Below are 23,971 nucleotides of genomic sequence, written 5' to 3' on the forward strand. Positions count from 1 at the left end.
AGCTTGTTCGGCAAGATAGTCCACCATGTCAGCGGCGGTACTCAATGCTTCGGACAGCGCCATGGCGTCCGCCGAGCACACCTGAATATTCAGCGCAAATACGGTGGCGAAGAATCCCCTGAACTCTCGAGAGGCGATGGACTCAGCAAGCGACGTCCGTGCGTCAAAGATGTTTATACGCTGTGAGGTCCAGCGTAGCTGGCTGGAGAATCCCTCGGCTGTTGAGAAATTGAATTCAACGGGGGTTTTGATAGTCGCCGAAAATACTGAAATCGACCACGGCACGATCCTTGCTGGCCCGGTGAGCGCTTTGGCTGATAGCAAAAAATTACAACCAGCCAGATCAACGGCTCACATGCGCTAACGTCATCAAAAACATGAACCCGCCTCTCACGCAATCCGAGAGGCGGGCTGACTGCGGAGGATACGAGATTCGAACTCGTGAGGGCGTGAACCCAACCCGCTTTCCAAGCGAGCGCCATAGGCCTCTAGGCGAATCCTCCGCGCAATAGGGTACATGGACTTCGCGCGCGGCGCCACTCCGGGGAGCGGCTTGGCTTTAGTAGTGAGAGTCGCGGCCTCGAAGCCGATCAATCTGGCGACGGTCCTTCTTGGTCGGTCGTCCAGCCCCACGGTCGCGGCGAGCAAGGGGAGCCGACAGATAGGCGGGTCGGGGAGCCGACAGGTCCTCGTAGGCCTCGACCGCGAGTTTGGCGCCGACCCGCTTGGCGATCGGGTTGACAACCTTGAGAACCCGGTCCCATCCCGGGGTGTGAATGGTGACGGTATCGCCGGGTTTTACGTCGTGGGAGGGCTTGACAGGATCCCCATTGAGGCGAATGTGGCCACCCTTGACGGCGTCGGTGGCCAACGATCGGGACTTGTAAGCGCGCACCGACCATAGCCACACGTCGATCCTCGTCATCATGCCTCCCTTGCTGTGGAAAACGTGTCAGCAATGCTATGGCGAGCCACGCGTTGTTGCAGCCGATGATGATGCGCGCAGCATTACCACGGGTTGTTCCCTGGATAGGGCGTCGGTTAGAGTGGGACTCGGTTCCCCGCGCGGCGGCACCTGACTGAACTCCCCCAGGACCGAGAGGTAGCAAGGGTAGGTTGGCTCTACCGGGTGCGCGGGGAGCCCTTTTCATGTCCGCGGCAGCCGCGCCCCCGTCAGGCATTCGTCAATGTCCGGAAGGAGGGTCGTCATGAACGATCAGCAACGCATCATCACAACCGACCGAGCCGGCTCCATTTGGGCAGGCATCACCTGGTGCTCGCTACTGCTGTTCATCGTTGCGGGCATCGTGGGGATGATGGCCCAGACGATGCTGCCAGCCAATCTCGGTTACCCCCAACTCCACGACAGCGGGGTCCCGGCATGGCTGACCTGGACGGTTATCGGGCTGGACATTGTCGCCTTCTTTATCCCTCCGCTGGTGACGACCTCGTGCGGCCGCAAGGCCAAGCGGTTGGGGCATCCGGTGCGCTCTGCGGTGCAGATCGCGTGGACCACCTTCGCCGTCGTCACGGTCATCAGCCTCCTGCTGGTCTTCTTCGGCTGAGGCTGTTCCACGCAGAGCTCGTCGGACTGATGAGACTGTGTCGCGGTCGTCAACTAGGGTTCTTCCCGTGGATGAGAGGGTGCCTGAACCGGGCATGGAGGACGAGGTCGTCGAGCCTGAGGCCTTCGAACAGGACGGTCCGGATCTTTTCGGCGACGAGGAGCCGCCGCGCCCCGTCATGCCCCCTGACGAAGCCACCCCTGACAACGACCTTCCCCCGGATTCGCGTGATCCGGGTCTGCTGGACGGTCCTGAGACTCCCGACGAGCCCGACGGTCTGGAGACCGACGAGGACGAGGGTGACGTCGACGATGCCGACACCATCGAACGGATTCAGGAGTTGACCGTGGAGGACCCCGACATCGACATTCTCGACAGCCGTCCTGACGACGATCCGCTCGAACCTCCGTTGGCCCTCTATCGGCGTTACCGCCCGGAGACCTTCGATGAGGTCATCGGTGAGGACCATGTCATCGAGCCGCTCAAGCGGGCCATCCTCAACAACCGCGTCAACCACGCCTACCTCTTCTCCGGGCCGCGCGGCTGCGGCAAGACGACGACCGCCCGCATTCTGGCCCGAGCGCTCAACTGCGAGCAGGGCCCCACGCCAACCCCGTGCGGGAAGTGCCAGTCATGTCGCGACCTGGCCTGTGGCGGCCCCGGATCGATCGACGTCATCGAGATTGACGCGGCCTCCCACGGTGGCGTCGACGACGCCCGTGATCTGCGTGAGCGGGCCTTCTTCGCCCCGGTGCACTCGCGGTACAAGATTTACATCATCGACGAGGCCCACATGGTCACCCCGCAGGGCTTCAACGCCCTGCTGAAACTCGTGGAGGAGCCCCCGCCGCACGTCAAGTTCATCTTCGCGACGACCGAGCCGGAGAAGGTCATCGGGACGATCCGTTCCCGGACCCACCACTATCCCTTCCGCCTGGTGCCGCCGAAGGTTCTCGTCGATTACTTGGCTGAGCTGTGCGTCAGGGAGGGGATCGACGTCGACCACGCCGTCCTGCCCCTCGTGGTGCGCGCTGGTGGCGGATCGGTGCGAGACAGCCTGTCGGTGCTGGATCAGTTACTCGGCGGCGCCGCCGATGGCCACGTCAGCTACGAGCAGGCGGCAGCCCTGCTCGGTTACACCCCCGAAGCCCTCCTCGACGAGATCGTTGACGCCTTCGCAGCCGGGGACGCCCACGAGGTCTTCGCCACCATTGACAAGATCATCGAGGTGGGGCAAGATCCGCGCCGCTTTGCCGAGGACCTGCTGCGCCGGATGCGTGATCTCGTCATCATCTCGGCCGTCCCAGACGCATGCCGGACCGGCCTCATCGACGTCTCTCCTGAGCAGGCCACCCGGTTGACCCACCAGGTAGCCGGCTTCGGCGCCGGCGAGCTCACCCGTGCCGCGGAGGTTCTGGCCACCGGGCTGACGAACATGCGCGGCACCACTGCTCCCAGGCTTCACCTGGAGCTGATGTGCTCGCGGATCCTGCTCCCTGCGGCTGACACCGGCGGCCGCGGCATCCATGCCCGTCTGGAGCGTTTGGAGCGCAGGATCGGCGTCTCGGGTCCTGTGGACGAGGCCGACCGCGTCGAGAGCCCTACCGCCAGCCAGCCTGTCTCCCGCCCTGCCGAACGTCCTCAGCAGTTCGGACCTCCCCAGCAGTCGGTCGCGCCTCGTGGCGGTTCCCAGCCGGCACAGCGTTCGTCCGGGCGCCCGCGCCCCAGCCGTAGGGATTACCAACCCGGCAACGAACCGGGCGGTCAGCCATACCCCGCCCAGAATGGCCCAGGTCATGCTCAGGGACCGCAGGGGACGGCTGATGGCGGCCCGGCGACCGAACAGCGCCAACAGCCCAGGCCTCAGGAACAGCAGACCTCTGACCAGACCCGCCGTGATCGTCCCTCCCCGGCTGCGCCGCAGCAGCCCACTGGGGGTCAGAATGATCGTGCCGAGGGTGCCATCGACATCACGACCTTGCGTCGCGAGTGGCCGCAGGTTCTCGAGGCCGTGAAGGACGGCGGACGTGTCGCGTGGATGGTCCTCAGCAGCTACGCCCAGGTACTGGAGGTCCACGGGAACCAAGCCACCCTGGGGTTCTCCAACCCTGGAGCGCGGGAACGGTTCGCCAACGGCAACTACCCCAAGATCCTCCACGACGCCGTCGTCAAGGTGCTGGGAGCGGACCTCACCTTCACCGCAGTGATCGGGGAACCTCCGGCGGCGGTACGTCCTCAGTTCCATGAGGAACCGGGTGCCCAGGAACCCCCGACGGAGGATTCCTGGGCTCCGGAACCTCCCGATCATGGGGCCACCCGTGAGGGTCCGACACATCAGGGTCCGGGACGGGGTGACGGTCAGCCGGACCCTACTCGTCCCGGTCGGGCGTCCCAGGACCGACCGGGTGACCGTCAGTCGAGTTTCGTTGATGCCTCGGAGGAGTCCTCGAACTCGCCGGTCGACAGTTCCCATCCCACCGACTCGGGTGACGACAACTCGGCCCCGGGTTCCACCGGCGAGGATCAGTCCGGAGACGTCCGCGATGAGATCGTCGAGTCCGGCCCGGTGGCTGGCGCTCCCAACCCCGACAGTGGTGAGGCTGCTGGCCCCGAGCCTGACCTCGTGCCCGCCGAGGATTACGTCGAGGCAGCGCAGGGCGGTGAGTCCCATGACGCAGGCCGGGGGCAGAACACCTCCTCGGTATCCTCACAGGCCGCTGCAGCGCAGGCGTCCCACAGTCTCACCCACCGCTGGAGTGAGCGTGCCAAGGGGAGTGTGCGCCCCCTCGAGACAGCTCATCATCGTCCAGCTCAGATCGAGGAGCCTCCTGAGGAGGATGGCGTGTGGGACGACACCGTCCTGGAGGAGTCCAACGAGAGCCCGGTGGACCTCATCATGCGTGAGCTGGGCGGGATCGTCATCGACACCTCGGACGACCGTGACTCAGCTGCCAGGTGATTGCGCTCACGGCACGTACTGACTCGCGAACTCGTCGTCATCAGCGGCTACTGTGGTTGACGACACCAGGCCGCCCCACCGACGAGGATCAGGGGCCACACACATGGGAGACATCATGACCACTGGAGGATTCGACCTCAGCGGAATCGACATGGGCGCCTTGCTCGCCCAGGCCCAGTCCGTCCAGGGGCAGCTCGAGGCGGCCCAGAACCAGCTCGCGGAGAGCAGCTTCGAGGGCACTGCCGGCGGCGGACTTGTCCGTGCCACCGTCACCGGAACTGGCGATCTCGATGCCCTGACGATCACTCCCGAGGCCCTCGAGGGCACCGATGCCGAGATCCTCGCCGATCTCGTCGTGGCTGCCGTCAAGGACGCCACCGAGCAGGCCCACACCATGCAGCAGTCCCTTATGCCACAGATGCCGGGCCTCGGGCTCTGATCCACCCCCACACGTCAGACAGGAGAATTGATGTACGACGGTCCGCTGCAGGAACTCATTGACGCCCTTTCCCGGCTACCCGGGATCGGGCCGAAGGGTGCACAGCGGATCGCCTTCCACATCCTCGACGCCCCGGCAGAGGAGGTCAACGAACTGGCCGACGCCCTGCGCGAGGTCAAGGAGAAGGCTAAGTTCTGCAAGATCTGCTTCAACGTCTCCTCCGACGAGGTGTGCCAGTACTGCCGCGACCCGCGTCGGGACCGGTCAATGATCTGCGTCGTCGAGGAGTCCAAGGACGTCATCGCCGTGGAGCGCACCCGTCAGTTTCGTGGCCTCTACCACGTCCTGGGTGGGGCCATCTCCCCGCTGGATGGCAAGGGTCCTGCTGACCTTCACATCCGTGAGCTGTGCCAGCGCCTGGCCGACGAGACGGTGACCGAGGTCATCCTGGCCATGAACCCGAACCTCGAGGGGGAGGCGACGGCGACCTACCTGTCTCGTCTCATCAGCCCCATGGGTGTGACGGTGTCGCGTCTGGCTTCCGGCCTGCCCGTCGGCGGCGATCTGGAGTACGCTGATGAGGTGACCTTGGGGCGTGCCTTCGAAGGACGTCTCCATGTCGGCGCCTGATCCGCGATGTGTCTCACCAAGTGGTCAGGAGCGGCGATTCCTTGACTAATGGATACCGCGTATGCGACTCTTGACCAAGATTGCATCACGTCACCCGGAGGTCACATGTCCATCAGGTTCGCCATCCTCGCTTTACTGGCTGAGAAGCCCCGTCACGGCTATGAGATCAAAAATGAGTTTGATCGCCGTACAAATCACACCTGGCCCCTCAATATTGGACAGGTTTACACAACCTTGGACCGCCTCGAGCGTGATCGGCTGTGCTTCCGGGGCGACGAGACCCCCGATGGCCGGGTCATTGCCACCATCACCCCGGAGGGTCGCGAAGAGGTGCGCAAGTGGTTCGCCACCCCGATCACCCCGGCAAATCCGCCGCGTAACGAGCTGGCCATCAAGATTGCCCTTGCGGCCACCTCGAAGGAGGTCGACGTCGCTGCCCTCATCCAGGATCAGCGCCGCGCCACCATGCACCAGTTGCAGGAATACCGCCAGGCCCGCCGCGGTGTCGCCGAGGAAGACCTCGCCGGCCAGCTCCTCGTTGACGGAATGATCTTCGTCGCCGAGGCCGAGATCCGCTGGCTTGACCACTGTGAATCCAAGGCCATCCAGACCTCCCGCTGCCGCCATGACGAGCCCGTCGAGGCCGTGACCGAAGAGCCCAAGGTCACCCAGGAGGCCTGAACCGCATGACGTCGACCCCGCCGCGCGACGCTGACGAGATCACCCTTCCGGCGCCTCGCACCGTCTTGTCCCTGGACCACGTGAGTCGTTCCTTCGGTGATGGCGAGCAACGGGTCGACGCCATCATCGACGTCAGTCTGGGCATCAATCCCGGTACCTTCGCAGCCGTCATGGGGCCATCAGGCTCGGGCAAGTCCACCCTGCTCGGCCTCGCCGGCGGACTGGATCAGCCCACCTCCGGCACGGTTTCCGTATGTGGAGAGCCGCTGGGGGGCATGTCCCGTGACGACCTGGCACGGGTGCGACGCCGTCAGCTCGGCTTCGTCTTCCAGGATTACAACCTCGTCCCCACCCTCACCGCGGTCGAGAATGTCTCCCTGCCCCTTGAACTCGACGGGGCATCGGCCAAGCGTGCCCGCAATGCGGCTGAGATCGCCCTGGAACGTGTCGGTCTGCCCGACCTTGCTGATCGTCACATCGAGGAGATGTCGGGGGGACAGCGCCAGCGGGTCGCCATCGCGCGCGGCATTGTCGGGGACCGCCGGGTACTCCTCGCCGACGAGCCCACCGGTGCCCTTGATTCTGCGACGGGTGACGACATCATGGCCCTCATCCGGGGGCTTGCCGACGAGGGGGTTGCCGTCGTCCTGGTGACCCACGAGGCACGCCACGCAGCCTGGGCAGACCGCGTGGTCTTCCTGCGTGACGGCCAACTCGTCGATGAGTCCCAGGTCGTCAACGACCCCATGGAACTCCTCAGCCACAACCCGAAGCGCGAGGAGTGGTGATGGGAACCGAGAACACCCCCGACAGCGGCGCCACCGTCCGACTCTCCGGAGAGGTCGTCGCACGTGGACGATCCCACCGCCGTCTCATCACCCGGTTGGCCGTCCGGGACATCCGCAAGCACAAGGCGCGTTCCCTGCTCATCGTGCTGCTGATAGCCCTGCCCGTGGCCATCATGTCCGGGCTGGGCACGATCTTCGAGGCCGATGGAACCACCACGGAGGGCCAGGCCGTCTCGAAGTATGGCGACGCCGACATGCTCATCATGCCGATTGAGGACTGGGATGGTCATTGCTCCCAGTACGGTCCGGATTCCGCTCACTGTGGCGTCCAGGGATCGCCGACTCCCGAGTTGCACGCTCGTCAACGGCAGGCGATGGAGAACCTTCACGTCGCGGGCCACGAGCTGTATCCGTTGCGGACCCAGACTGTCGACGTGGCATGGCGATCTGCCACCTTCGAGGTCATCGTCAAGGGGATGGACGTGACCGCCATGCGTCCTGATCGCATGGAGTTCCCGAGTGGCCCGATGCCTCGTGGCAACAGCGTCTGGGTCTCCGGGGACGCCGCGAAGACGTATGGCTGGTCCATCGGCTCACACGTCACCATCGAGGGTCGTCAACGTACCATCACAGGGCTGACGCGGGACCGGTCCAGCTACGAACCGACTTTCTGGGTGGGACCCGAGGATCCACTCGTCATGAATGGGGATCTCATCTATTACGTCAGAGGTCCGCAGCTCGCCAAGGAACAGATCGCGAAACTCAACGCGTCGGGCCTGGGCGTCGAGGACCGGAAATCCGACAGTGCCTCTGACGATGACGGCCTCGTCGCCGGCCAGATCTTCGCCCTGGTCCTGGCTGCCGCCGTTCTCTCCTCGATCGTCACCGCCACCATCGCTGCTGCTGCCTTCTCCATCGGGGCTCGCCAGCAGCGTCGCATGCTCGCTCTGTTGGGAACCACCGGTGCAGCCCGACGAGACCTCATGGGTGTGATGATCGGCCAAGGACTGTTGCTCGGCTCGACGGGCGCGGTGCTCGGAGTAGTGCTCGGCATCGGAGTGGCCAATGCGTTCGTGGCCATCGGACGCCGAGCCAATCCCGGATACCTCCTGACCTACAGCGTCGACTGGGAGTACGCAATCATCGGCCTGGTCATCGGTCTGTTGGCGGCGGTGGTCGCCTGTTGGTTCCCGGCGCGGGAGGTGGCTCGGCAGGACGTCCTCATGGGGGTTCAACATGCTGAGGCAGCTGCCCCTCCAGCACGTCGTCCGATCGCAGCGACCGTCGTGGCGATCGTTGGAGTGCTCGTTGGGATCGGTGTCGTCGTCTACGATCTCGTCCACGTGTCGGGCTCCGACGACGTCATCCCTCTCAACATCGGGATCGTCGTCACCATCGTCATCTTGTATCTGGCCGCGATCTTGGCTCTGCCGCGGCTTGTTGACAGGCTGTCTGGGCGGCCGTCCTCGCGACTGTCGCTCCGCTTTGCGCTGCGCGATCTCAACCGGAATCGGGGAAGGGCGGTTGCCGGAGCAGCGGCGTCGATGGCCATCACCGTCCTGGCATGTGCCTTCGTGACGTTGGCGGACGGCATCGCCATCCAGGAGCGAAACAACTACCAGCCGACTTATGCCGCCAACGTGGCGGTGTTGGCTGGGGATGACACCGGTGGTCATCATGTTTCTGGAAAACGCATGAGCAAGGAGATCAAGCAGGTTGAGGCAGTCTTCGGGCCATCCGTGAAGTACCAGCGTGCGGTGGAACCTGTCACCTGCGACAAGAACGGACAGAACTGCAGCAACAGTCTCGATATGAATGTGCGCAATCTGTACATCCCATCGGTGGTCATTGACGATGGCACCCTCTACGAGTTGCTGACTGGGCAGAATGCCGATGATGAGGTCATGAAGGCCCTTGACGAGGGCATCATCCTCTTCCAACCCGATGCGCGAGAGCGATCCCGGGAATCAGTCTTCCAGGACGGTGGACCGAATGGGGCCCATGACCTCGAGGTGACGGCGGTCAGGGCCCCCGAGAACTCTCTCGGCCTCCAGATGCCAGCCCTCATCGGACGCAACACTGCTGCCAAGGTGCTGGGAGTCAGTCCCGACGACATGAAGACCCAGACGACGGACACGTGGCTTCGTCTGCCACACCCCCCGACCTCGGAGGAGGGGGACCGTCTGCAGCGCTCCCTCATGGACATCACCGGAAGCACCTCCGACTTTTTCTGGGAAGAGGGATACGCGGACATCTCGGGAACCGTCGTGCGCTGGGCAGCGATCATCGGAGCGCTCCTGGCCACCTTTGTGGGAGCCGTGGTACTTGCCCTGACCTTGTCGGACTCTAACGCCTCGCGTACTGCCATCGCATCGGTGGGGGCCTCCACCGCGACGCTGCGACGCATGGTTGCGGCACAGGCCTTCGTCACGACAGGTATCGGCCAGGTGCTCGGGTTGATCGTGGGATTTGTGCCCATCGTCATCATGATTGCGTGTGCCGACACGGTGCAGCCTGTCGCATGGCCACTCGGCTGGCTAGCACTCATCGTGGTCGTCCCGCCGGCCCTGCTGGGGCTCGTGGCCAGGTGGTGTGTCCCGGTGCCCAAGGCCCGGATGACCCGGGTGGACTGAGGACGGCGTCGGCCAGGCGCGCTACCTCGCCCAGGTTCCCGTCATGGACGGGTCGTTGTCGGGATTGTTGAGAGCCGGATGACGCGGATCAGCCGGGGGCTGGGACCGACGGCGACGCCGTTCGCGCGGAACGGCCTGGCCGGCACCCCAGGAAGCCAGGGTCGCCAGCCGGGAGCGCAGATCCTTCGGCAAGGTGAACGGGCGAGTGATGAGGGCTCCGAAGCTGCCGCCCACGGCCAGCGCCACTCCCACCAGTAGGGCCTCCAGGAAGAGGGCCCAGCCGTTGTCCGTGGTGACGCCGGTCTCGTTGCGGGCGTTGACGATCATGTACAGCGCTCGGTACATCATGACACCGGGCATCAGGGGGACGATGGCGATCGTCACCAGACCGAGTTGCGGCACCTTCCAACGTCGGGCCCCCAGGGCGGCGATGATGCCAGCAACCATGGCGCCGAGCCCCGAGGCTGCCGCTACCGACGTCGTCAGGTGCATCCCCAGCAGGTAGCCTGCCCAGGCGATCGCGCCAAGGGCAGCGCAAATGGCCAGAGTACGGTATCCGGCATGGGAGGAAATGCCGAAGGTCACAGCGATGACTGCGGCAGCGACCATCTGGAGGATCGGGTTGGTGGAGAATCCCAGGGAGGGTGAGATGTACCCGGGCACCCCGAGTCTCAGCCCGATCCACATCGCCGTAATGACGCCAAGAATGATGCCTCCGGTTTGAACAAACCCCTCCAGGAATCGGCCGGAACTTGTGACGACGTAGCCGTCGAGGGCGTCCTGGGAGGCCGCGACGAAGGAACCGCCTGCCAGCAACGAGACGATTCCAGCGGCGACGATGAGAGACGGAGACAGTGGAAGCGGGTGATCGGCAGCTGCCATGTACACCATGACGACAAGGGCGAATGCGGTAGCGATAGCACCACCGGCTGCCTGGGCGAAGAAATGTGCGATCCTCTTGCGCGCCATCGCCTGGACGGTCGCGTCGACAAGGCACGTCGAGAAGAAGCTCAGCACACCGTCCAGCGCGCTACCGCCAAACAGGGTGGACAGTCCCGCCCCCATGAGACCGATGTTCATCGTGACAAACCACTGACGGTACAGCCGTGGGCTGCGCGTAATGGCAGCCAGGCGGTCAGTGGCCTCCTCAAGGTCAACGGTCTTGTCGCAAATGTCGTCAACGAGTAGCTGTAGCTCGCCGAGGCGCTGGTAATCGCTGCTGCGGGAGCGGACCACCCGCAGCCCAGTGATGGGGTCCTCGTCGAGTCCGCGATGCTGGGTGACGATGACCGACGTGTTGGTGATGTCGATGTGGACGGTCACCCCGTAGGTTGCGGTGATGCGGAGGGCCATTGCGACGGCCTCAGAAGCGGATTCTCCCACCGAGATCGCCATGACTGCGATCCGGGTGACGAGGTCGACGACACGACGGGCCTGCATGGCCGCCATCTCGGCGTTGCCCAGGTTGAGGGCAAGGGTGGGCTCCACCGGCGTCTTGGCTCGGAACAATTTCTCCAGCGGCACGTGTCGTGCCCGGTGTGCTTTGGGCGGCCTGGAATGGTGGGATTTCGCCTTGCTGTTTCGTGGAGTGACCGTACCAGCGCGGGTCAGCGGCCATGACGTCGACGCGTGGCGTAATGAGGCCATACGCGTCGCGTTGTCCTCCTCGACCGGGGGTTCGGGAGAGGTAGCGGGCTGCGCAGAAGGCTGGCCCGGGCGGAAGATCCGGGCGTCGATCCCGTCAACAGTTCGCGGGATGGGATCGTCGTTGCGCCAGGGGCGCGGATGGTTTCGGGACGTGAGTCCACCACGAGCACCCGATCGCTTCTCCGCCATCTGACACCCTCCTCACGTCGCGCAGGATCGCCCTGCAACACCATTGTGGTCGCCCTCACCGACGGTACCCAAACGAGGACGGATTCTGGACTTCTCGGTAGGGTGGCGGCGTGCTCATTGCGACCGATCTCGACGGAACGTTCCTCAGCCCCGATGCCACGGTGTCCCCTCGAAACCGGGCCGCTGTAGAAGCCGCTGAGGCAGCGGGTATTCGCGTCGTTCCGGTGACCGGGCGTGCCATTGGCGGGCTGCGGATAATCGGGCCGGTCTTTCACCAGCATTCCCTGGTCTGTAACGGTGCCGTCGGGGTAAACATGTCCACTGGCGAGACACTCTTCACAGCGACGATGCCGGTCCACACCGTGAAGTCCTACGTCGACCAGGTGACCGCCGAGCTTCCAGGGACGGTGTTCTGTGCGGAAGTGGGGGACTCGTCAGTGTTTCTCGTTGAGAAGGGGTACGACGACATCGTCCCCGCCTTCGAGTCCGAGAATGATCCTGCCGAGCACGTCCGCGTCAGTCGCGAGGAACTATGTTCCACCGAGGCTGTCAAACTCATGGTCGTGCACCCGACAGTGCCTGCTCAAGACATCTACCAGGCATCCCAGCGTCTGCAGGTACCCGGAGTTCATGCCACCTGGTCCGGGTTCACAGTGGCTGAGGCCGGGCCGGCAGGTGTGACGAAGGCGAGCGGTCTCGAACGTATCTGCCACCTCCTCGGGGAGGATCGCGCAGACGTTGTCGCCTTGGGGGATGGCGCCAATGACGTGGAGATGTTGCAGTGGGCTGGGACCTCCTACGCGATGGGCGGTGCCCAGCCGGAGGCTATCGCTGCCGCTGACAGGCGCGCTCCCTCCTGTCAGGAGGACGGTTTCGCCGTTGTCGTCGAGGAGCTACTGGCATCCCGATAACCTCGCAGTGTGTTCATCGCGACAGATCTCGACGGGACCCTGCTGACCCCTGAGGGCACCATCAGCCCTCGTACCCGTGATGCCATCCGTGCTGCCGAGAAGGTCGGGGTGCCGGTGGTGCCGGTCACCGCCCGGCAGATCTACGGCATTGAGAAATGGCGGGACGACCTGGGCCGGTGGGCACTGTGCTCCAACGGCGCCATTTGTTGGGATCTCCAGGCCCACACGGTGCTCTTCCGCCAGCTGATGTCGGCTGCCGTGGCGAATGAGTTCGCCCACCGTCTCCTTGCTGCTGCTCCCGGCACCCGCTTCTTGACGATTAAGGACGACGGTCTCACATTTGCGTCCCAGCGTGGCTACGCAGAGTTGACGACCTTCGCCGACCACTCTCGCGACCCCTCCGACATGCCGGCCCTGGACCTCGACGAGGTCCTCGACGGGGACTGCCTCAAGATGGTGGCTCGTCACCCCAGCCTGCCCATTGAGGAGCTTGCCGCCCGTGCCACCGGTGTCGGGATGACCGACGAGGTCCACGTCACCACCTCCGGCAAGCCGATGCTGGAGATCAGTGCCAAAGGGGTCACCAAGGACTCTGGTCTGGCGATGCTGTGCGATCACCTGGGAATCGATCAGCGCGACACCGTCGCCTTCGGGGATGGGGCCAACGACGTCGAGATGCTGGAGTGGGCAGGAGACTCCTACGCGATGGCCAACGCGGTCCCGCTCGCGGCCGCAGCAGCGCGTCACCAGGCGCCCTCGAACGCCGAGGATGGGGTTGCCCAGGTCGTCGAGAAGTTGCTCGCGGCGAGGGGGTTCTGAAGCGCACCGCCCTGGGTTGGTGCGGTGCTTGAGACACCAGGTCGGTGGGCGACCTGCTGCGTGTGGTGTTTCGGTGTGTGATGGGCCTTGGTGACACCTGCGGTGGCATCGGCGATGCGTTGCTACACAATTGCCACGGCGGCGCCCCTTGGGTCCGCCGCACTCGTCCTTTCGTGGAGTAGGATGCTTGCGACCGCAAGGCAGTGATGGGGCGATCACCCCGGAGCCGCCGGAAGAACGGGTACGTGCACACACCACCTCAGTAGAACCGGCAGCGATCGACGAACCGAGAGGCCGACGTCGTCGACGTCGCGCAAGGAGGGTGGTACCGCGGGTACCCGGAGAATCCGGTGTGCTCGTCCCTCGGAGACCCGAGACGAAGGATCCACCCACCGCGATGACCGATGTGAACTCAGTCCGCCCTGACGACTGCCGGCAGTACAACAGCGTGCCGCCGCAGATTGACCTTCCCGTGATGGACCACGAGATCATGGATCTGTGGGCCCGGGAACACACTTTCGAGAAGACCCTGGAGGCCACCAAGGACGGCCAGCCGTGGACCTTCTTCGAGGGTCCACCGACCGCCAACGGTCAGCCTGGTACCCACCACGTCGAGGCTCGCGTCTTCAAGGACGTCTTCCCCCGCTTCAAGACCATGCAGGGATTCCGCGTCGACCGCAAGGCCGGCTGGGACTGCCACGGCCTGCCGGTCGAGCTTGCCGTCGAGAAGGAGCTGGGGTTCTCCGGCAAGCCCGACATCGAGAAGTACGGCGTCGAGCCCTTCAACGCCAAGTGCCGTGAATCCGTCACCCGCCACGTCGACGCCTTCAGCGAGCTCACCGAGCGAATGGGCTACTGGGTCAACATGGACGAGGCGTACTGGACGATGAACCCGTCCTACGTCGAGTCGGTGTGGTGGGGCCTCAAGCGGATCTGGGACAAGGGTCTGCTCGGCGAGGACCACCGCGTCGCACCGTACTGCCCGCGGTGTGGCACGACCCTGTCCGACCACGAGCTGGCCCAGGGCTACCAGGACGACCGCGACCCGTCGATCTTCGTCCGCTTCCCGGTGACCTCGGGCCCACTGGCCGGTCGCGCCAAGCTGCTGGTGTGGACGACCACCCCGTGGACCCTCATCTCGAACACCGCCGTCGCGGTGCATCCCGAGGTGCGTTACGTCGTCGCCCACCAGAATCCGGTTCCCGAAGGTTCCGACGCCGTCGCCACCACCTCCGGGGACGACCCGGTCTCCGAGGACCTCGTCATCGCCGAGCCGCTCTTTGAGAAGGTGCTGGGTGAGGGGTGGAGCCTGACCGGCGAGTCCTTCATGGGTACCGAGATGGAGTTCTGGGCCTATGAGCGTCCCTATGACTTCCTGGAGTGGCCCAGGACCGAGCGTGTCACCACCGACGGTCGTCCAACCCCTGCTGACGCCAACTTCGTCGTCCTCGCCGACTACGTCACCACCGAGGACGGTACCGGTCTGGTCCACCAGGCCCCGGCCTTCGGTGCCGACGACCTGGTGACCTGCCGTCGCTACGGCCTGCCGCTGGTCAACCCGATCCGTCCCGACGGCACCTTCGACGAGTCGGTCCCGATGGTTGGTGGGCAGTTCTTCAAGACTGCTGACAAGCCGCTGTGCGACGACCTCGACAAGCGCGGAATCCTGTTCCGACTCGAGATGCACTGGCACTCCTATCCGCACTGCTGGCGCTGTGACACCCACCTCATCTATTACGCCCAACCGTCGTGGTACATCCGCACCACCCGCGTCAAGGAGCAGCTGCTCGAGCAGAACGAGGGCACCACCTGGTACCCCGAGACGATCAAGCACGGCCGCTTCGGCGACTGGCTCGAGAACAACATCGACTGGGCCGTCAGCCGCTCGCGTTACTGGGGCACCCCGCTGCCACTGTGGCGCAACGACGACGATCCCTCCGACGTCATCTGCGTTGAGTCCCTGGCTGAACTGTCCCAGTACGCCGGACGCGACCTCACCGGAATGGACCCGCACCGTCCGTTCATCGACGAGGTGACCCTCACTCGTGACGGTCACACCTACCACCGCGTCCCCGAGGTGGCCGACGCCTGGCTGGACTCGGGCTCGATGCCCTTCGCTCAGTGGGGTTACCCGCACGTTCCCGGTTCCAAGGAGAAGTTCGAGGCCCACTACCCGGGCGACTTCATCTGTGAGGCCATCGACCAGACCCGTGGCTGGTTCTACACCATGATGGCCGTCGGAACCCTCGTCCTTGACGAGTCCTCGTATCGCAACGTGCTGTGCCTGGGCCACATCCTCGCCGAGGACGGCCGCAAGATGAGCAAGCACCTGGGCAACATCCTGCTGCCCATCCCTCTCATGGACAAGCACGGTGCCGACGCGGTGCGCTGGTTCATGGCCGCTGACGGTTCCCCATGGAGCGCTCGTCGCGTCGGTGACGAGACCATCCAGGAGACAGTCCGCAAGGTCCTGCTGACCTACTGGAACACCGTCAGCTTCCATGCCCTGTACGCCCGCGCCAATGGCTGGTCCCCGGCCACCGCTCCCGCGGCTCCGGCCGTCGCCGGGCGCCACGTCCTGGACCGCTGGCTGGTTAGCGCCACCAACGTGCTCGTCCGTGAGGTCACCGAAGCACTGAACAACTTCGACACTCAGCGCACCGGAACCCTCATCGCCCAGTTCGTCGACGAGATGTCCAACTGGTATGTGCGTCGCTCCCGGCGTCGCTTCTGGGACGGCGATCAGAGCGCCCTGTGGACCTTGCACGAGACCCTCGAGATGCTCACCCGTCTGATGGCCCCGATGGTCCCGTTCATCACTGAGCGCGTCTGGCAGGACCTCTTCGTGACGACGAATCCTGGGGGCCCGACGTCGGTGCACCTGTCGACCTGGCCGGTTGCCGACGAGTCCGTCATCGACGAGTCCTTGACCGAGTCGATGGATCTGGCCCGACGCATCGTCGAGTTGGGTCGTGGCGCTCGTGCCGAGGCCAGGGCCAAGATCCGTCAACCGCTGTCGCGTGCCCTCATCTCGGGTGCTGCCCTGGCCAAGCTGGATGAGGATCTGCAGGCCGAGATCCGTTCCGAGCTCAACGTCATGGCCTTGGATTCCTTCACCGCGGCCGGCGACCTCGTCGACCACTCCGCGAAGGGCAACTTCCGGGCACTCGGCAAGAAGTACGCCAAGGCCACCCCGAAGGTCGCTGCCGCCATCGCCGCTGCCGATCCAGAATGGCTGACCTCCGAGCTGGCCTCCCACGGCTCGGTCGAGCTGGAGGTGCCCGAGGTCGAGTGCGGCAGGGCGGTCGTGACTGCTGACGAGGTCATTGTCTCCGAGCGTCCGCGTGAGGGGTGGAGCGTCCTCAACGAGCAGGGTGAGACGGTGGCCCTGGATCTGGAGATCACCCCGGAGCTGGCCCGCGCCGGTCAGGCTCGTGAGGTCATCCGGTTCATCCAGGACAGCCGCAAGAAGGCCGGCCTGGACGTCTCCGACCGCATCTGCCTGTCCTGGCAGGCTGACGGTGAGCTGGCGGTGGCAATCGAGGAGCACCTCGACGAGATCACCGGCGAGGTGCTGGCCACCTCGGCCAACCGCGGCGAGGCTGACGAGCAGTGGTCCCGCGACGAGGAGCTCGGCCTCGCCGTGAAGGTCGAGAAGGTTTGATGGACCCATAACATCGGGCGGCCACCCTTCAAAGGTGGCCGCCCGATGCACGTTGTCAGGGGGAGAATCGGGGTCAGGATCAGGACGGCAACTCGGTGTCGTCGTGATTCTCGACGCCGAGCTGGTCGAGGATGTTGGCCATCGTGCGAGCCACTGCCAGGGTGGCATCCAGCGGCATCGTCTGGCTCTCGGTGCGCCCAGCCCGCAGGCATTCGCAGACCTCGATGAGCTCGTGGGCATAACCACGTCCCAGGGCAGGAGTGTTGTGGACCTCCGGGATGACCCCGCGACGATGGATGAGGATGCGGCTGGGATGGTGGAACCGGGGCTCCACCTCGATCCATCCGTCAGTGCCCTGGATCGTCATGCGTCCCGGGCCGTCGGAGGTCAGGGAGATCGCCAGTGTGGCGAACTTGTCCTTCGGGAAGGTCAGCAGCATGGAGGCATCGGAGTCGACGCCATTCGGGAAGTGCTTGCCACGAGCGATGACCTCGGTGGGTTCACCGAGGAGCCGGATGGCGAAATCGAGGGCGTAGACACCGAGGTCGAGGGTCACTCCGCCACCCAGCGCAGGCGAGAAGAGACGGTCCTCCGGGTCATAATCGCGCAGGGCGAACAAGTCCCCCTGAACACCTGTCGGCTCCCCGATCGCACCGCTGTTGACGGCGTCGATCATCTCGGTGACGACGGGGAGGAATCGGGTCCACATCCCCTCCATCGCGAAGACCTCGTGGGCCCGAGCAGCCTCGGCCATTTCGGTCGCTGCCTCGGCGGTGGCGGCGAAGGACTTCTCGACCAGAACGGCCTTGCCTGCCTCGATGGCAGCCAGGGCGATCGGGCGGTGCTGAGGGTGTGGAGTTGCCACATAAATGACGTCAACGGCGGGGTTGGCGATCATTTCGGCATACGAGTCATGGGCGTTGGGACGTGGTGTGCCGAGGCTCTGGGAGACCAGATCGGCGAAGGTATCGGCGCGCGCGATCGACCTCGACGCGACGGCGGAAATGCGTGCTCCAGGGACGTGTGCGAAGTCGTCGAGAACCGTGCGGGCGATGCGTCCAGTGCCCGCGATTCCCCAACCAATGGTGGCCGTGGTGTCCATGACACAACTCTAGACGTCGGCGTGAGCAATACCACGATTTGCCCCGATGCGCAGTCGATTCGGGGGCGCCGTGCCTTGTCAAAAGGCATCCGTACCGCGTACCGTGAGGCTCGTGGGAAGCAACGAAGCTGACGATTGGACACTCCTCGCGAACTGCCGCGGTATGGCAGATGCCCTCTTCCCGGACGGGAAGGAGCAGCGCCGAGCCAGGCGGATCTGCACTGATTGCCGCGTGCGTCCCGAGTGCCTTGCCGAAGCCCTGGACAACCGCCTCGAGTGGGGAGTTTGGGGAGGCATGACCGAGCGCGAGAGGCGACGCCTGTTGCGCGAGCGTCCGGACGTGACGAGCTGGCGCGACGTGTTGCTCGCCGATCAGGGCTCTCAACCAAAAACCGCTAGGGTGAAGTCATGACTCGATGGGAGTACTTCACGGCACCGATTCTGGTGCACACCTCGCAGCAGATCCTCAACAACTTCGGAGCCGACGGCTGGGAACTCGTCCAGATCGTCGCCGGCCCCAATCCGGAATCACTGGTGGGCTACTTCAAGCGCCCGCTGCCTGACCAGGAGCAGTCCCGATGAGTGCCACGACGAAGTGCGCTGAACTGGGAATCACCCTCCCGTCGGTTGCGGCTCCGGTGGCCGACTACGTGCCGGCCATCCAGACTGGGTCACAGATCCTGACCTCTGGTCAGCTGCCCTTCGTCGACGGCGAGCTCACCGCCGTCGGCAAGGTGGGGGACACCGTCTCCGCGGAGCAGGCCACCGAGGCTGCACGTACTGCGGTCCTCAACGCGATCGCGGCTGCCGCTGACGTTGCCGGTGGACTCGATGCCATCAAGCGCGTCGTCCGGGTTGTCGTCTTCGTCAACTCCGCTCCGGACTTCACCGGCCAGGCCGGTGTCGCCAACGGCGCCTCCCAGCTGCTCGGACAGATCTTCGGTGAGCACGGCCGTCACGCCCGCAGCGCCGTCGGTGTGGCCACCCTGCCTCTCGGATCGGCCGTCGAGGTTGAGCTGACCGTCGAGGTCTGATCGCCCAAGGATCACCACAGCGTCCGGGTCCAGGTTTCGTACTTGGCCCCGGACGTTTTTCGTCGGTCTGGGATCCTCTTGGGGTGCGGCCCTCTGGGACTCAGTTGGCGCGCGCCGCGAGCTTCTCCGGCTCCATGATCGTGACGACTTTGGGACGTGCGGCGATCCAGCCGTGAGCGGTGAAGTCGGTGAGAGCCTTGTTGACGGTCTCACGGGAGGAACCAACGGCCTGGGCGAGCTCGTGCTGGGTGAGGTCATGACGGACCACGATGTGACCTGTCGACGGGTTCGCGGTGCCGAACCGGCGTGCCAGGTCGAGCAAGGTGTAGGCCAGACGGCTGGGAACGTCACCGGAGACGAAGTGGGCGGTGTTGTCGTCGGCCCGACGCAGTCGCTCCGAGAGTCGACCCAGCATGGCCAGGGCGACATCGTGGCGGGTCTCGACGAGTTCGCGCATCTGCATGCCAGGTGCCTTGAGCAAGCTGCAGCGGGTGAGGGTGGTGGCCGTCGTGGAGCGCATGCCGCCGTCGACCAGTGACAGTTCCCCGAACATGTCACCGGGGCCCATGAGCCACAGCAGCGAGTCTCGAGGGGTGAGGTCTTCGGCAGTGGTGGAACGGGTGAGTTTCACCTTGCCCTCGACGACGAGGTAGAGGTTGTCGGCTGGGTCGCCGGCCTCGAAGATCACCGTATTTCGCGGACAGACCAAGGCCTCACACATCGCCATGATCCGGGCGGCCGAGGCGGGGCCGAGAGCTGCGAAGAACGGTTGGGTCGCCGCTGTTGCCACCACATTTGCCATCCGAACATCTCCCCTCATGAGCACCTGCATCGTCCGACCATCGACGGTCGAGTCACCGTATGCAGGTCCCTATATTGTGGCAGGTGTCACATTTTGTGATGGCACGGGGGTCATTTTCTCCTTCTATGCTTGGAATCATGGCAGCCACATCCACCACCTCAGTGCGTCGGGATCAGTGTAGGGAGCACGCTGACGAGGTGGCCAGGTTGCTGGCCGAGGCCTATCCGGATGCGCGCTGCGAATTGGACCACGACGGCCCCTATCAGCTCCTCGTCGCCACCGTGCTGTCAGCCCAGACGACCGACCGACGGGTGAACACCGTCACTCCCACCCTGTTCTCCCGCTGGCCCGACCCACAGACCCTCGCGAACGCTGACGTCAGCGAGGTCGAGACAGTCGTGGCACCCCTGGGATTCGGGCCGACCCGAGCGGTGCGGCTGGTCTCGATGGCCGCAAAACTCGTTGACGAGTTCGACGGCGACGTCCCGGAAGGCCTCGACTCCCTGGTGACCCTGCCAGGCGTGGGCCGCAAGACCGCCAATGTCGTCCTCGGCAATGCCTTCGGAGTCCCCGGGATCACCCCGGACACCCACGTCATGAGGGTGTCGCGCCGACTCGGCTGGACCGACGCGACCACCCCGGCGAAGGTGGAAACCGATCTCGCCGACCTCTTCGACCCGAACGACTGGGTGATGCTGTGCCACCGCCTCATCTGGCACGGTCGTCGTCGCTGCCATTCCCGACGCCCAGCATGTGGGGTCTGCCCAGTGGCCGAATGGTGTCCCTCCTACGGTGAGGGACCGACCGACCCCGAGGAGGCCGCCACCCTCGTCAGGGAGCCGCGACGATGAAGAAGACGGTCACTCTCGGCGCGGTGATGGCCGTCGCCATGCTGGCTGGTTGCGGTGGAGACGCCGATATGGCCCATCAACGCAACAAGGTCGGCGTCCCAGACTGCTCCCATCTGTCCTCAGGGCCCATCTCCAAGACCTCGGGGACGGCCGCGGAAGGTCGGCCGATGCCTGACGTCGGCCTGCAATGCCTCGGCGAGGGACCGACGGTCTCGATGGCCAGGGCAACCTCCAAGGGAGTAACCCTGGTGACGGTGTGGGCGTCGTGGTGCCGACCCTGCCGCAGCGAGTCCCCTCTCATCGCAGACGCCTACCGTCGTTATCACGACCGGGTCGCCTTCCTCGGGGTCGACTACGCCGAGTCCGACGCATCCGAGGCCATCTCCTTCGCCGGCGAGGTCGGCCTGGCCTTCCCGCAGCTTCAAGATCCTGACAGCACCATCCGAGGCGCATGGCAGGTCAGCGGGGTCCCCGTCACCTTCATCGTCAGGGACGGCACCATCGTCACCCGCCACAGCGGTCAGTGGCGCTCCCAGCAGGAGCTCAACTCCGCTATCGACAAGGCTCTCGAAAGGCCGTCATGAGTCATCTGAGTACCCTCATCGCCAGCCTGGGCCGCAACGATCCCGATTTCTCGGTGGGACGTCGTCCTGGTGGTGGACAGTCCTCAGCAGTACTCGCCCTCGTCAGTGAGACCGACAATGACATCATCCTGACGCGACGCCCGCTGTCCTTGCGTCACCACGCCGGCCAGGTCGCCCTGCCGGGGGGACGCGCGGAGGAGACTGATGACACCATCGTCGACACAGCTCTGCGGGAGGCCCGTGAGGAGGTCGGGCTGGACCGAGGCCTCGTCACCGTCAGGGGAGTGCTCCCGACGGCCCACGTAGCAGCCAGCCAGTCCGACGTCACCACCGTTGTGGCGACCTGGGGAGGAGAAGGGGCCGTCGGGGTCGTCGATCCCGCCGAGGTCGCCCTGGTGCAGCGCGTCAGGCTGGCAGACCTGGCCAATCCGGCCGCTCGGGCCACGACCCGTCACCCGTCGGGGTATCGCGGGCCGGCTTTCGTGCTGCCGGACCTCTTCGTCTGGGGATTCACCGCTCACGTCCTCGAGTCCTTGCTCGACCGCGGTGGCTGGTCGCGTCCGTGGGACCGAGAGCGCGTGGTGGAGATTCCGGAGGGCTATCTGGGGGCTCGTCGTCTGCCGGAGGGCACCACTCCCGACGACATCCCCTGATCCTCGAGGTCAGAGCACGAGATCAAGGTGCACAAAACGACGCTGGCCCTCCCACAGTGCCGTGGGAGGGCCAGCGTCAAACTTTGAGTTCAGTGGCGGGTAGCCGTGGCGCCGCTGGCGCGGCGAGGAGCGGCAACACCAGTGGCTGCCGACGCGGCATGCGAGGACACCTCGCTGGCATCAACACTGCTGCGAGCAGTGGCGTTGTACTTGCCACGGGCAACGGCCGACTTGACAGCCGCGAGGGTCGACTTGGCCTCGTCGACGACGCCGGTAGGGGCCTTGACCTGGGAGATCTGGCCCTTGCCGACCAGGGCAAGGATGCCGGCCAGGATGAACATGACGACGGCCATTGTCGCGAAACCAACGACCAGGGACAGCAGGATGCTCCAGTCACCGATGTGCTGCCACATGAGGGAGAAGGCGAAGGCGCCGCACAGCCAGAGCAGCAGTGCGCCGACGATGCCGAAGTAGCCAGCACCGCCGAACATGCCGGCACCAATCCCGGCGTGCTTGGCTGCAGGCTTGATCTCCGCCGTCACCAAGGCCTTGGAGTCCTGGACGAACTTCTGGCCGTCCGTCTTGAGGTTGTCGATCGTGTCGCCAACCGGGAGCTTGTCTGCCATGGGATGCCTCCGCGTCATGAATATGATGGTCTCAGCCTAACGGGAATCGGTTCGATCTGCTGTATTCGGGTCGAGTTGTCGTCGAGGGAACAGGGTCAGTCGGCGTTGTTCGAGGTGCCGGCAGCCACCGGAACCTCGTGAGGATGCTTCTCCTCCCACAAGCTGTGCCTCTTGCCGCGATGATGGAGCAGGGCACCTCCGAGGATGGCTGCCAGGAAGGAGGCCACGAGCACGGAGGCCTTGGCCTCGTCGGCGAAACCGTGGTTCTTCGGGAAGGACAGATCGGTCATGAGCATCGAGACGGTGAATCCGATGCCGGCCAGCATGGCGACCGCGATGATATCGCGCCACACGACGCCTCGACCCAGCTCGGCAGAGGTGAATCGGGCAGTCAGCCAGGAGCCCAACGTGATGCCGATGACCTTGCCGCCGATGAGGCCGCAGATGATGCCCAGGGAGATGGGGTGGGCCCACAGACCGAGGAAGGTCTCCTTGCTAACCTGCACTCCGGCGCTCATGAGGGCGAAGAAGGGGACGACGGCACCAGCGGACCACGGCTCAACCTTGTGCTGCCAACGGTCGACGGGGTCGTCGAGGACGTCCTCCTCGGTGCGGGTGAGCAGACCGAAAGCGACACCGGCGATGGTGGCGTGGACACCGGAGTGCAGCATGCACCACCACCCGACGATGAAGATCGGGACGTACCACCAGCCGTTGTCGACGTGGAAGTGCTGCATGACTCCCCACAGGGAGATACAGACGATCGCGCCCAGGAGCCACCAGATGTCGATTCCGTTGGAGAAGAAGACCGCGATGACGATGATGGAACCGAGGTCGTCGGCGATGGCCAGTGTGAGTAGGAATGCTCGCACGGCCTGTGGCAGTCCAGATCCCACGATGGCCAGTACTGCCAGGGCGAAGGCGATGTCAGTGGCCATCGGGATGGCCCAACCTGCTGGATGTCCGTCGGCGGACAGTAGGTTGAACAACGTGTAGATGCCGGCCGGGAACACCATTCCGCAGACGGCGGCGACGATGGGAACCAGGGCGTCGGCGGGTCGTGACAGTGAACCCTCGACGAACTCTCGTTTGAGTTCGAGGCCTGCGATGAAGAAAAAGATCGTCAGCAGACCGTCAGCTGCCCACCCCTCGATCGTGAGAGGACCAACGGTCAACTCGCGGAAGAAGTGGTACGAATGCTGACCGAAATTGGCCCACAAGAGGGCTGCGACCGTGGCTGCCAGCATGAGCATGCCGCCGGTGGTCTCGTTTCGGAAGATGTCGGACAGGTGAAGGGCGTTGGGGCCCGTCACTGGCCGCAGGATGCTCATGTGAGGTCGCTTGTTCTTGTGGGAATCTGTCATAAATGCCTTTCGCGTACCCGCGCCACAGGC

General features: G+C 64.9%; 22 protein-coding genes, 1 tRNA gene and 1 other RNA gene. 17 read left to right on the forward strand and 7 right to left on the reverse strand.

Annotated features, from left to right (window positions below):
- Positions 1-418: 418 nt before the first annotated feature.
- Both ACP8LP_RS01135 and ACP8LP_RS01140 read right to left on the reverse strand, forming a co-directional pair.
- Positions 419-503 (reverse strand) — tRNA-Ser (locus ACP8LP_RS01135).
- A gap of 56 nt (positions 504-559) precedes the next feature.
- Entirely contained in the window at positions 560-925 is a 366-nt protein-coding gene (locus ACP8LP_RS01140) for an RNA-binding S4 domain-containing protein (RefSeq protein WP_202726562.1), read from the reverse strand.
- Between the two features lie 127 nt (positions 926-1,052).
- Here ACP8LP_RS01140 and ffs point away from each other — a divergent pair.
- The 8 genes from ffs (at position 1,053) to ACP8LP_RS01180 (ending at position 9,695) form a co-directional block, all read left to right on the forward strand.
- Positions 1,053-1,149, forward strand: an RNA gene (gene ffs / locus ACP8LP_RS01145) — signal recognition particle sRNA small type.
- A gap of 38 nt (positions 1,150-1,187) precedes the next feature.
- Positions 1,188-1,565 carry a hypothetical protein gene (locus tag ACP8LP_RS01150; RefSeq protein WP_036975708.1) on the forward strand — a complete coding sequence of 126 codons (378 nt, stop codon included), beginning with the start codon at positions 1,188-1,190 and terminating at the stop codon, positions 1,563-1,565.
- A gap of 94 nt (positions 1,566-1,659) precedes the next feature.
- On the forward strand, positions 1,660-4,524 hold the full coding sequence (locus ACP8LP_RS01155) for a DNA polymerase III subunit gamma and tau (RefSeq protein WP_484483348.1): 2,865 nt from the start codon (positions 1,660-1,662) through the stop codon (positions 4,522-4,524).
- Positions 4,525-4,639: 115 nt separating this feature from the next.
- The gene (locus ACP8LP_RS01160; RefSeq protein ID WP_016666831.1) at positions 4,640-4,963 is read left to right on the forward strand and encodes a YbaB/EbfC family nucleoid-associated protein; all 324 of its coding nucleotides are present in this window, start codon (positions 4,640-4,642) and stop codon (positions 4,961-4,963) included.
- 30 nt (positions 4,964-4,993) lie between these two features.
- Positions 4,994-5,593 carry a recombination mediator RecR gene (gene recR, locus ACP8LP_RS01165; protein WP_016666832.1) on the forward strand — a complete coding sequence of 200 codons (600 nt, stop codon included), beginning with the start codon at positions 4,994-4,996 and terminating at the stop codon, positions 5,591-5,593.
- Between the two features lie 105 nt (positions 5,594-5,698).
- Positions 5,699-6,274: a PadR family transcriptional regulator gene (locus tag ACP8LP_RS01170; RefSeq protein WP_016666833.1), complete on the forward strand. Its 576-nt coding sequence runs from the start codon at positions 5,699-5,701 to the stop codon at positions 6,272-6,274.
- Between the two features lie 5 nt (positions 6,275-6,279).
- Positions 6,280-7,062 (forward strand): ABC transporter ATP-binding protein, encoded by a 783-nt coding sequence (locus ACP8LP_RS01175; protein WP_484483225.1) that lies wholly within the window; start codon positions 6,280-6,282, stop codon positions 7,060-7,062.
- Entirely contained in the window at positions 7,062-9,695 is a 2,634-nt protein-coding gene (locus ACP8LP_RS01180; RefSeq protein WP_016666835.1) for an ABC transporter permease, read from the forward strand. Before ACP8LP_RS01175 ends, ACP8LP_RS01180 begins: the two co-directional genes overlap by 1 nt.
- 21 nt (positions 9,696-9,716) lie before the next feature.
- Here the strand turns inward: ACP8LP_RS01180 and ACP8LP_RS01185 are convergent, their stop codons facing one another.
- Positions 9,717-11,183: a threonine/serine exporter family protein gene (locus tag ACP8LP_RS01185; protein ID WP_484483349.1), complete on the reverse strand. Its 1,467-nt coding sequence runs from the start codon at positions 11,181-11,183 to the stop codon at positions 9,717-9,719.
- Between the two features lie 458 nt (positions 11,184-11,641).
- Here ACP8LP_RS01185 and ACP8LP_RS01190 point away from each other — a divergent pair, with 458 nt between their 5' ends.
- The 3 genes from ACP8LP_RS01190 to ileS all read left to right on the forward strand — a co-directional run bounded on the left by ACP8LP_RS01190 (position 11,642) and on the right by ileS (position 16,925).
- Complete coding sequence (locus ACP8LP_RS01190) at positions 11,642-12,442, forward strand: HAD hydrolase family protein (RefSeq protein ID WP_016666837.1); 801 nt, start codon at positions 11,642-11,644, stop codon at positions 12,440-12,442.
- A gap of 9 nt (positions 12,443-12,451) precedes the next feature.
- A complete protein-coding gene (locus tag ACP8LP_RS01195) occupies positions 12,452-13,261 on the forward strand; it encodes a Cof-type HAD-IIB family hydrolase (RefSeq protein WP_221268689.1) in 810 nt (269 codons plus the stop codon).
- A gap of 397 nt (positions 13,262-13,658) precedes the next feature.
- A complete protein-coding gene (gene ileS / locus ACP8LP_RS01200; protein WP_252908232.1) occupies positions 13,659-16,925 on the forward strand; it encodes an isoleucine--tRNA ligase in 3,267 nt (1,088 codons plus the stop codon).
- A gap of 79 nt (positions 16,926-17,004) precedes the next feature.
- Here ileS and ACP8LP_RS01205 read toward each other — a convergent pair whose 3' ends face one another.
- Positions 17,005-18,027, reverse strand: coding sequence for a Gfo/Idh/MocA family protein (locus ACP8LP_RS01205; protein ID WP_016666840.1), 1,023 nt, complete (start codon positions 18,025-18,027; stop codon positions 17,005-17,007).
- Positions 18,028-18,139: 112 nt separating this feature from the next.
- Here ACP8LP_RS01205 and ACP8LP_RS01210 point away from each other — a divergent pair, with 112 nt between their 5' ends.
- Genes ACP8LP_RS01210 through ACP8LP_RS01220 form a run of 3 tightly spaced genes read left to right on the forward strand, consistent with a single transcriptional unit; the run spans position 18,140 to position 19,061 of the window.
- The gene (locus ACP8LP_RS01210) at positions 18,140-18,439 is read left to right on the forward strand and encodes a WhiB family transcriptional regulator (RefSeq protein WP_080564865.1); all 300 of its coding nucleotides are present in this window, start codon (positions 18,140-18,142) and stop codon (positions 18,437-18,439) included.
- Positions 18,436-18,609 (forward strand): Sp36 family protein, encoded by a 174-nt coding sequence (gene sp36 / locus ACP8LP_RS01215; protein WP_016666842.1) that lies wholly within the window; start codon positions 18,436-18,438, stop codon positions 18,607-18,609. The genes ACP8LP_RS01210 and sp36 overlap by 4 nt, the downstream gene beginning before the upstream one ends.
- Positions 18,606-19,061, forward strand: coding sequence for a RidA family protein (locus tag ACP8LP_RS01220; protein WP_004810370.1), 456 nt, complete (start codon positions 18,606-18,608; stop codon positions 19,059-19,061). The genes sp36 and ACP8LP_RS01220 overlap by 4 nt, the downstream gene beginning before the upstream one ends.
- A gap of 100 nt (positions 19,062-19,161) precedes the next feature.
- On the opposite strand, the gene ACP8LP_RS01225 is transcribed toward ACP8LP_RS01220, so the two are convergent.
- Positions 19,162-19,893 (reverse strand): Crp/Fnr family transcriptional regulator, encoded by a 732-nt coding sequence (locus ACP8LP_RS01225; RefSeq protein WP_036975711.1) that lies wholly within the window; start codon positions 19,891-19,893, stop codon positions 19,162-19,164.
- A gap of 95 nt (positions 19,894-19,988) precedes the next feature.
- Here ACP8LP_RS01225 and nth point away from each other — a divergent pair, with 95 nt between their 5' ends.
- From nth to ACP8LP_RS01240, 3 genes are read left to right on the forward strand one after another with little or no spacing between them, the layout of a single operon-like run.
- Positions 19,989-20,714, forward strand: a complete 726-nt coding sequence (nth, locus tag ACP8LP_RS01230; protein ID WP_081302638.1) for an endonuclease III — start codon at positions 19,989-19,991, stop codon at positions 20,712-20,714.
- Positions 20,711-21,298 carry a TlpA family protein disulfide reductase gene (locus ACP8LP_RS01235; protein WP_016666845.1) on the forward strand — a complete coding sequence of 196 codons (588 nt, stop codon included), beginning with the start codon at positions 20,711-20,713 and terminating at the stop codon, positions 21,296-21,298. The genes nth and ACP8LP_RS01235 overlap by 4 nt, the downstream gene beginning before the upstream one ends.
- Positions 21,295-21,951 carry an NUDIX hydrolase gene (locus ACP8LP_RS01240; protein ID WP_016666846.1) on the forward strand — a complete coding sequence of 219 codons (657 nt, stop codon included), beginning with the start codon at positions 21,295-21,297 and terminating at the stop codon, positions 21,949-21,951. Before ACP8LP_RS01235 ends, ACP8LP_RS01240 begins: the two co-directional genes overlap by 4 nt.
- An 89-nt stretch (positions 21,952-22,040) precedes the next feature.
- Here ACP8LP_RS01240 and ACP8LP_RS01245 read toward each other — a convergent pair whose 3' ends face one another.
- Both ACP8LP_RS01245 and nhaA read right to left on the reverse strand, forming a co-directional pair.
- The gene (locus ACP8LP_RS01245) at positions 22,041-22,577 is read right to left on the reverse strand and encodes a phage holin family protein (RefSeq protein WP_016666847.1); all 537 of its coding nucleotides are present in this window, start codon (positions 22,575-22,577) and stop codon (positions 22,041-22,043) included.
- 95 nt (positions 22,578-22,672) lie between these two features.
- Positions 22,673-23,941, reverse strand: coding sequence for a Na+/H+ antiporter NhaA (gene nhaA / locus ACP8LP_RS01250; protein WP_016666848.1), 1,269 nt, complete (start codon positions 23,939-23,941; stop codon positions 22,673-22,675).
- Positions 23,942-23,971 lie beyond the last annotated feature (30 nt).

It is taken from the genome of Cutibacterium sp. LaCa_89, from assembly GCF_058177555.1.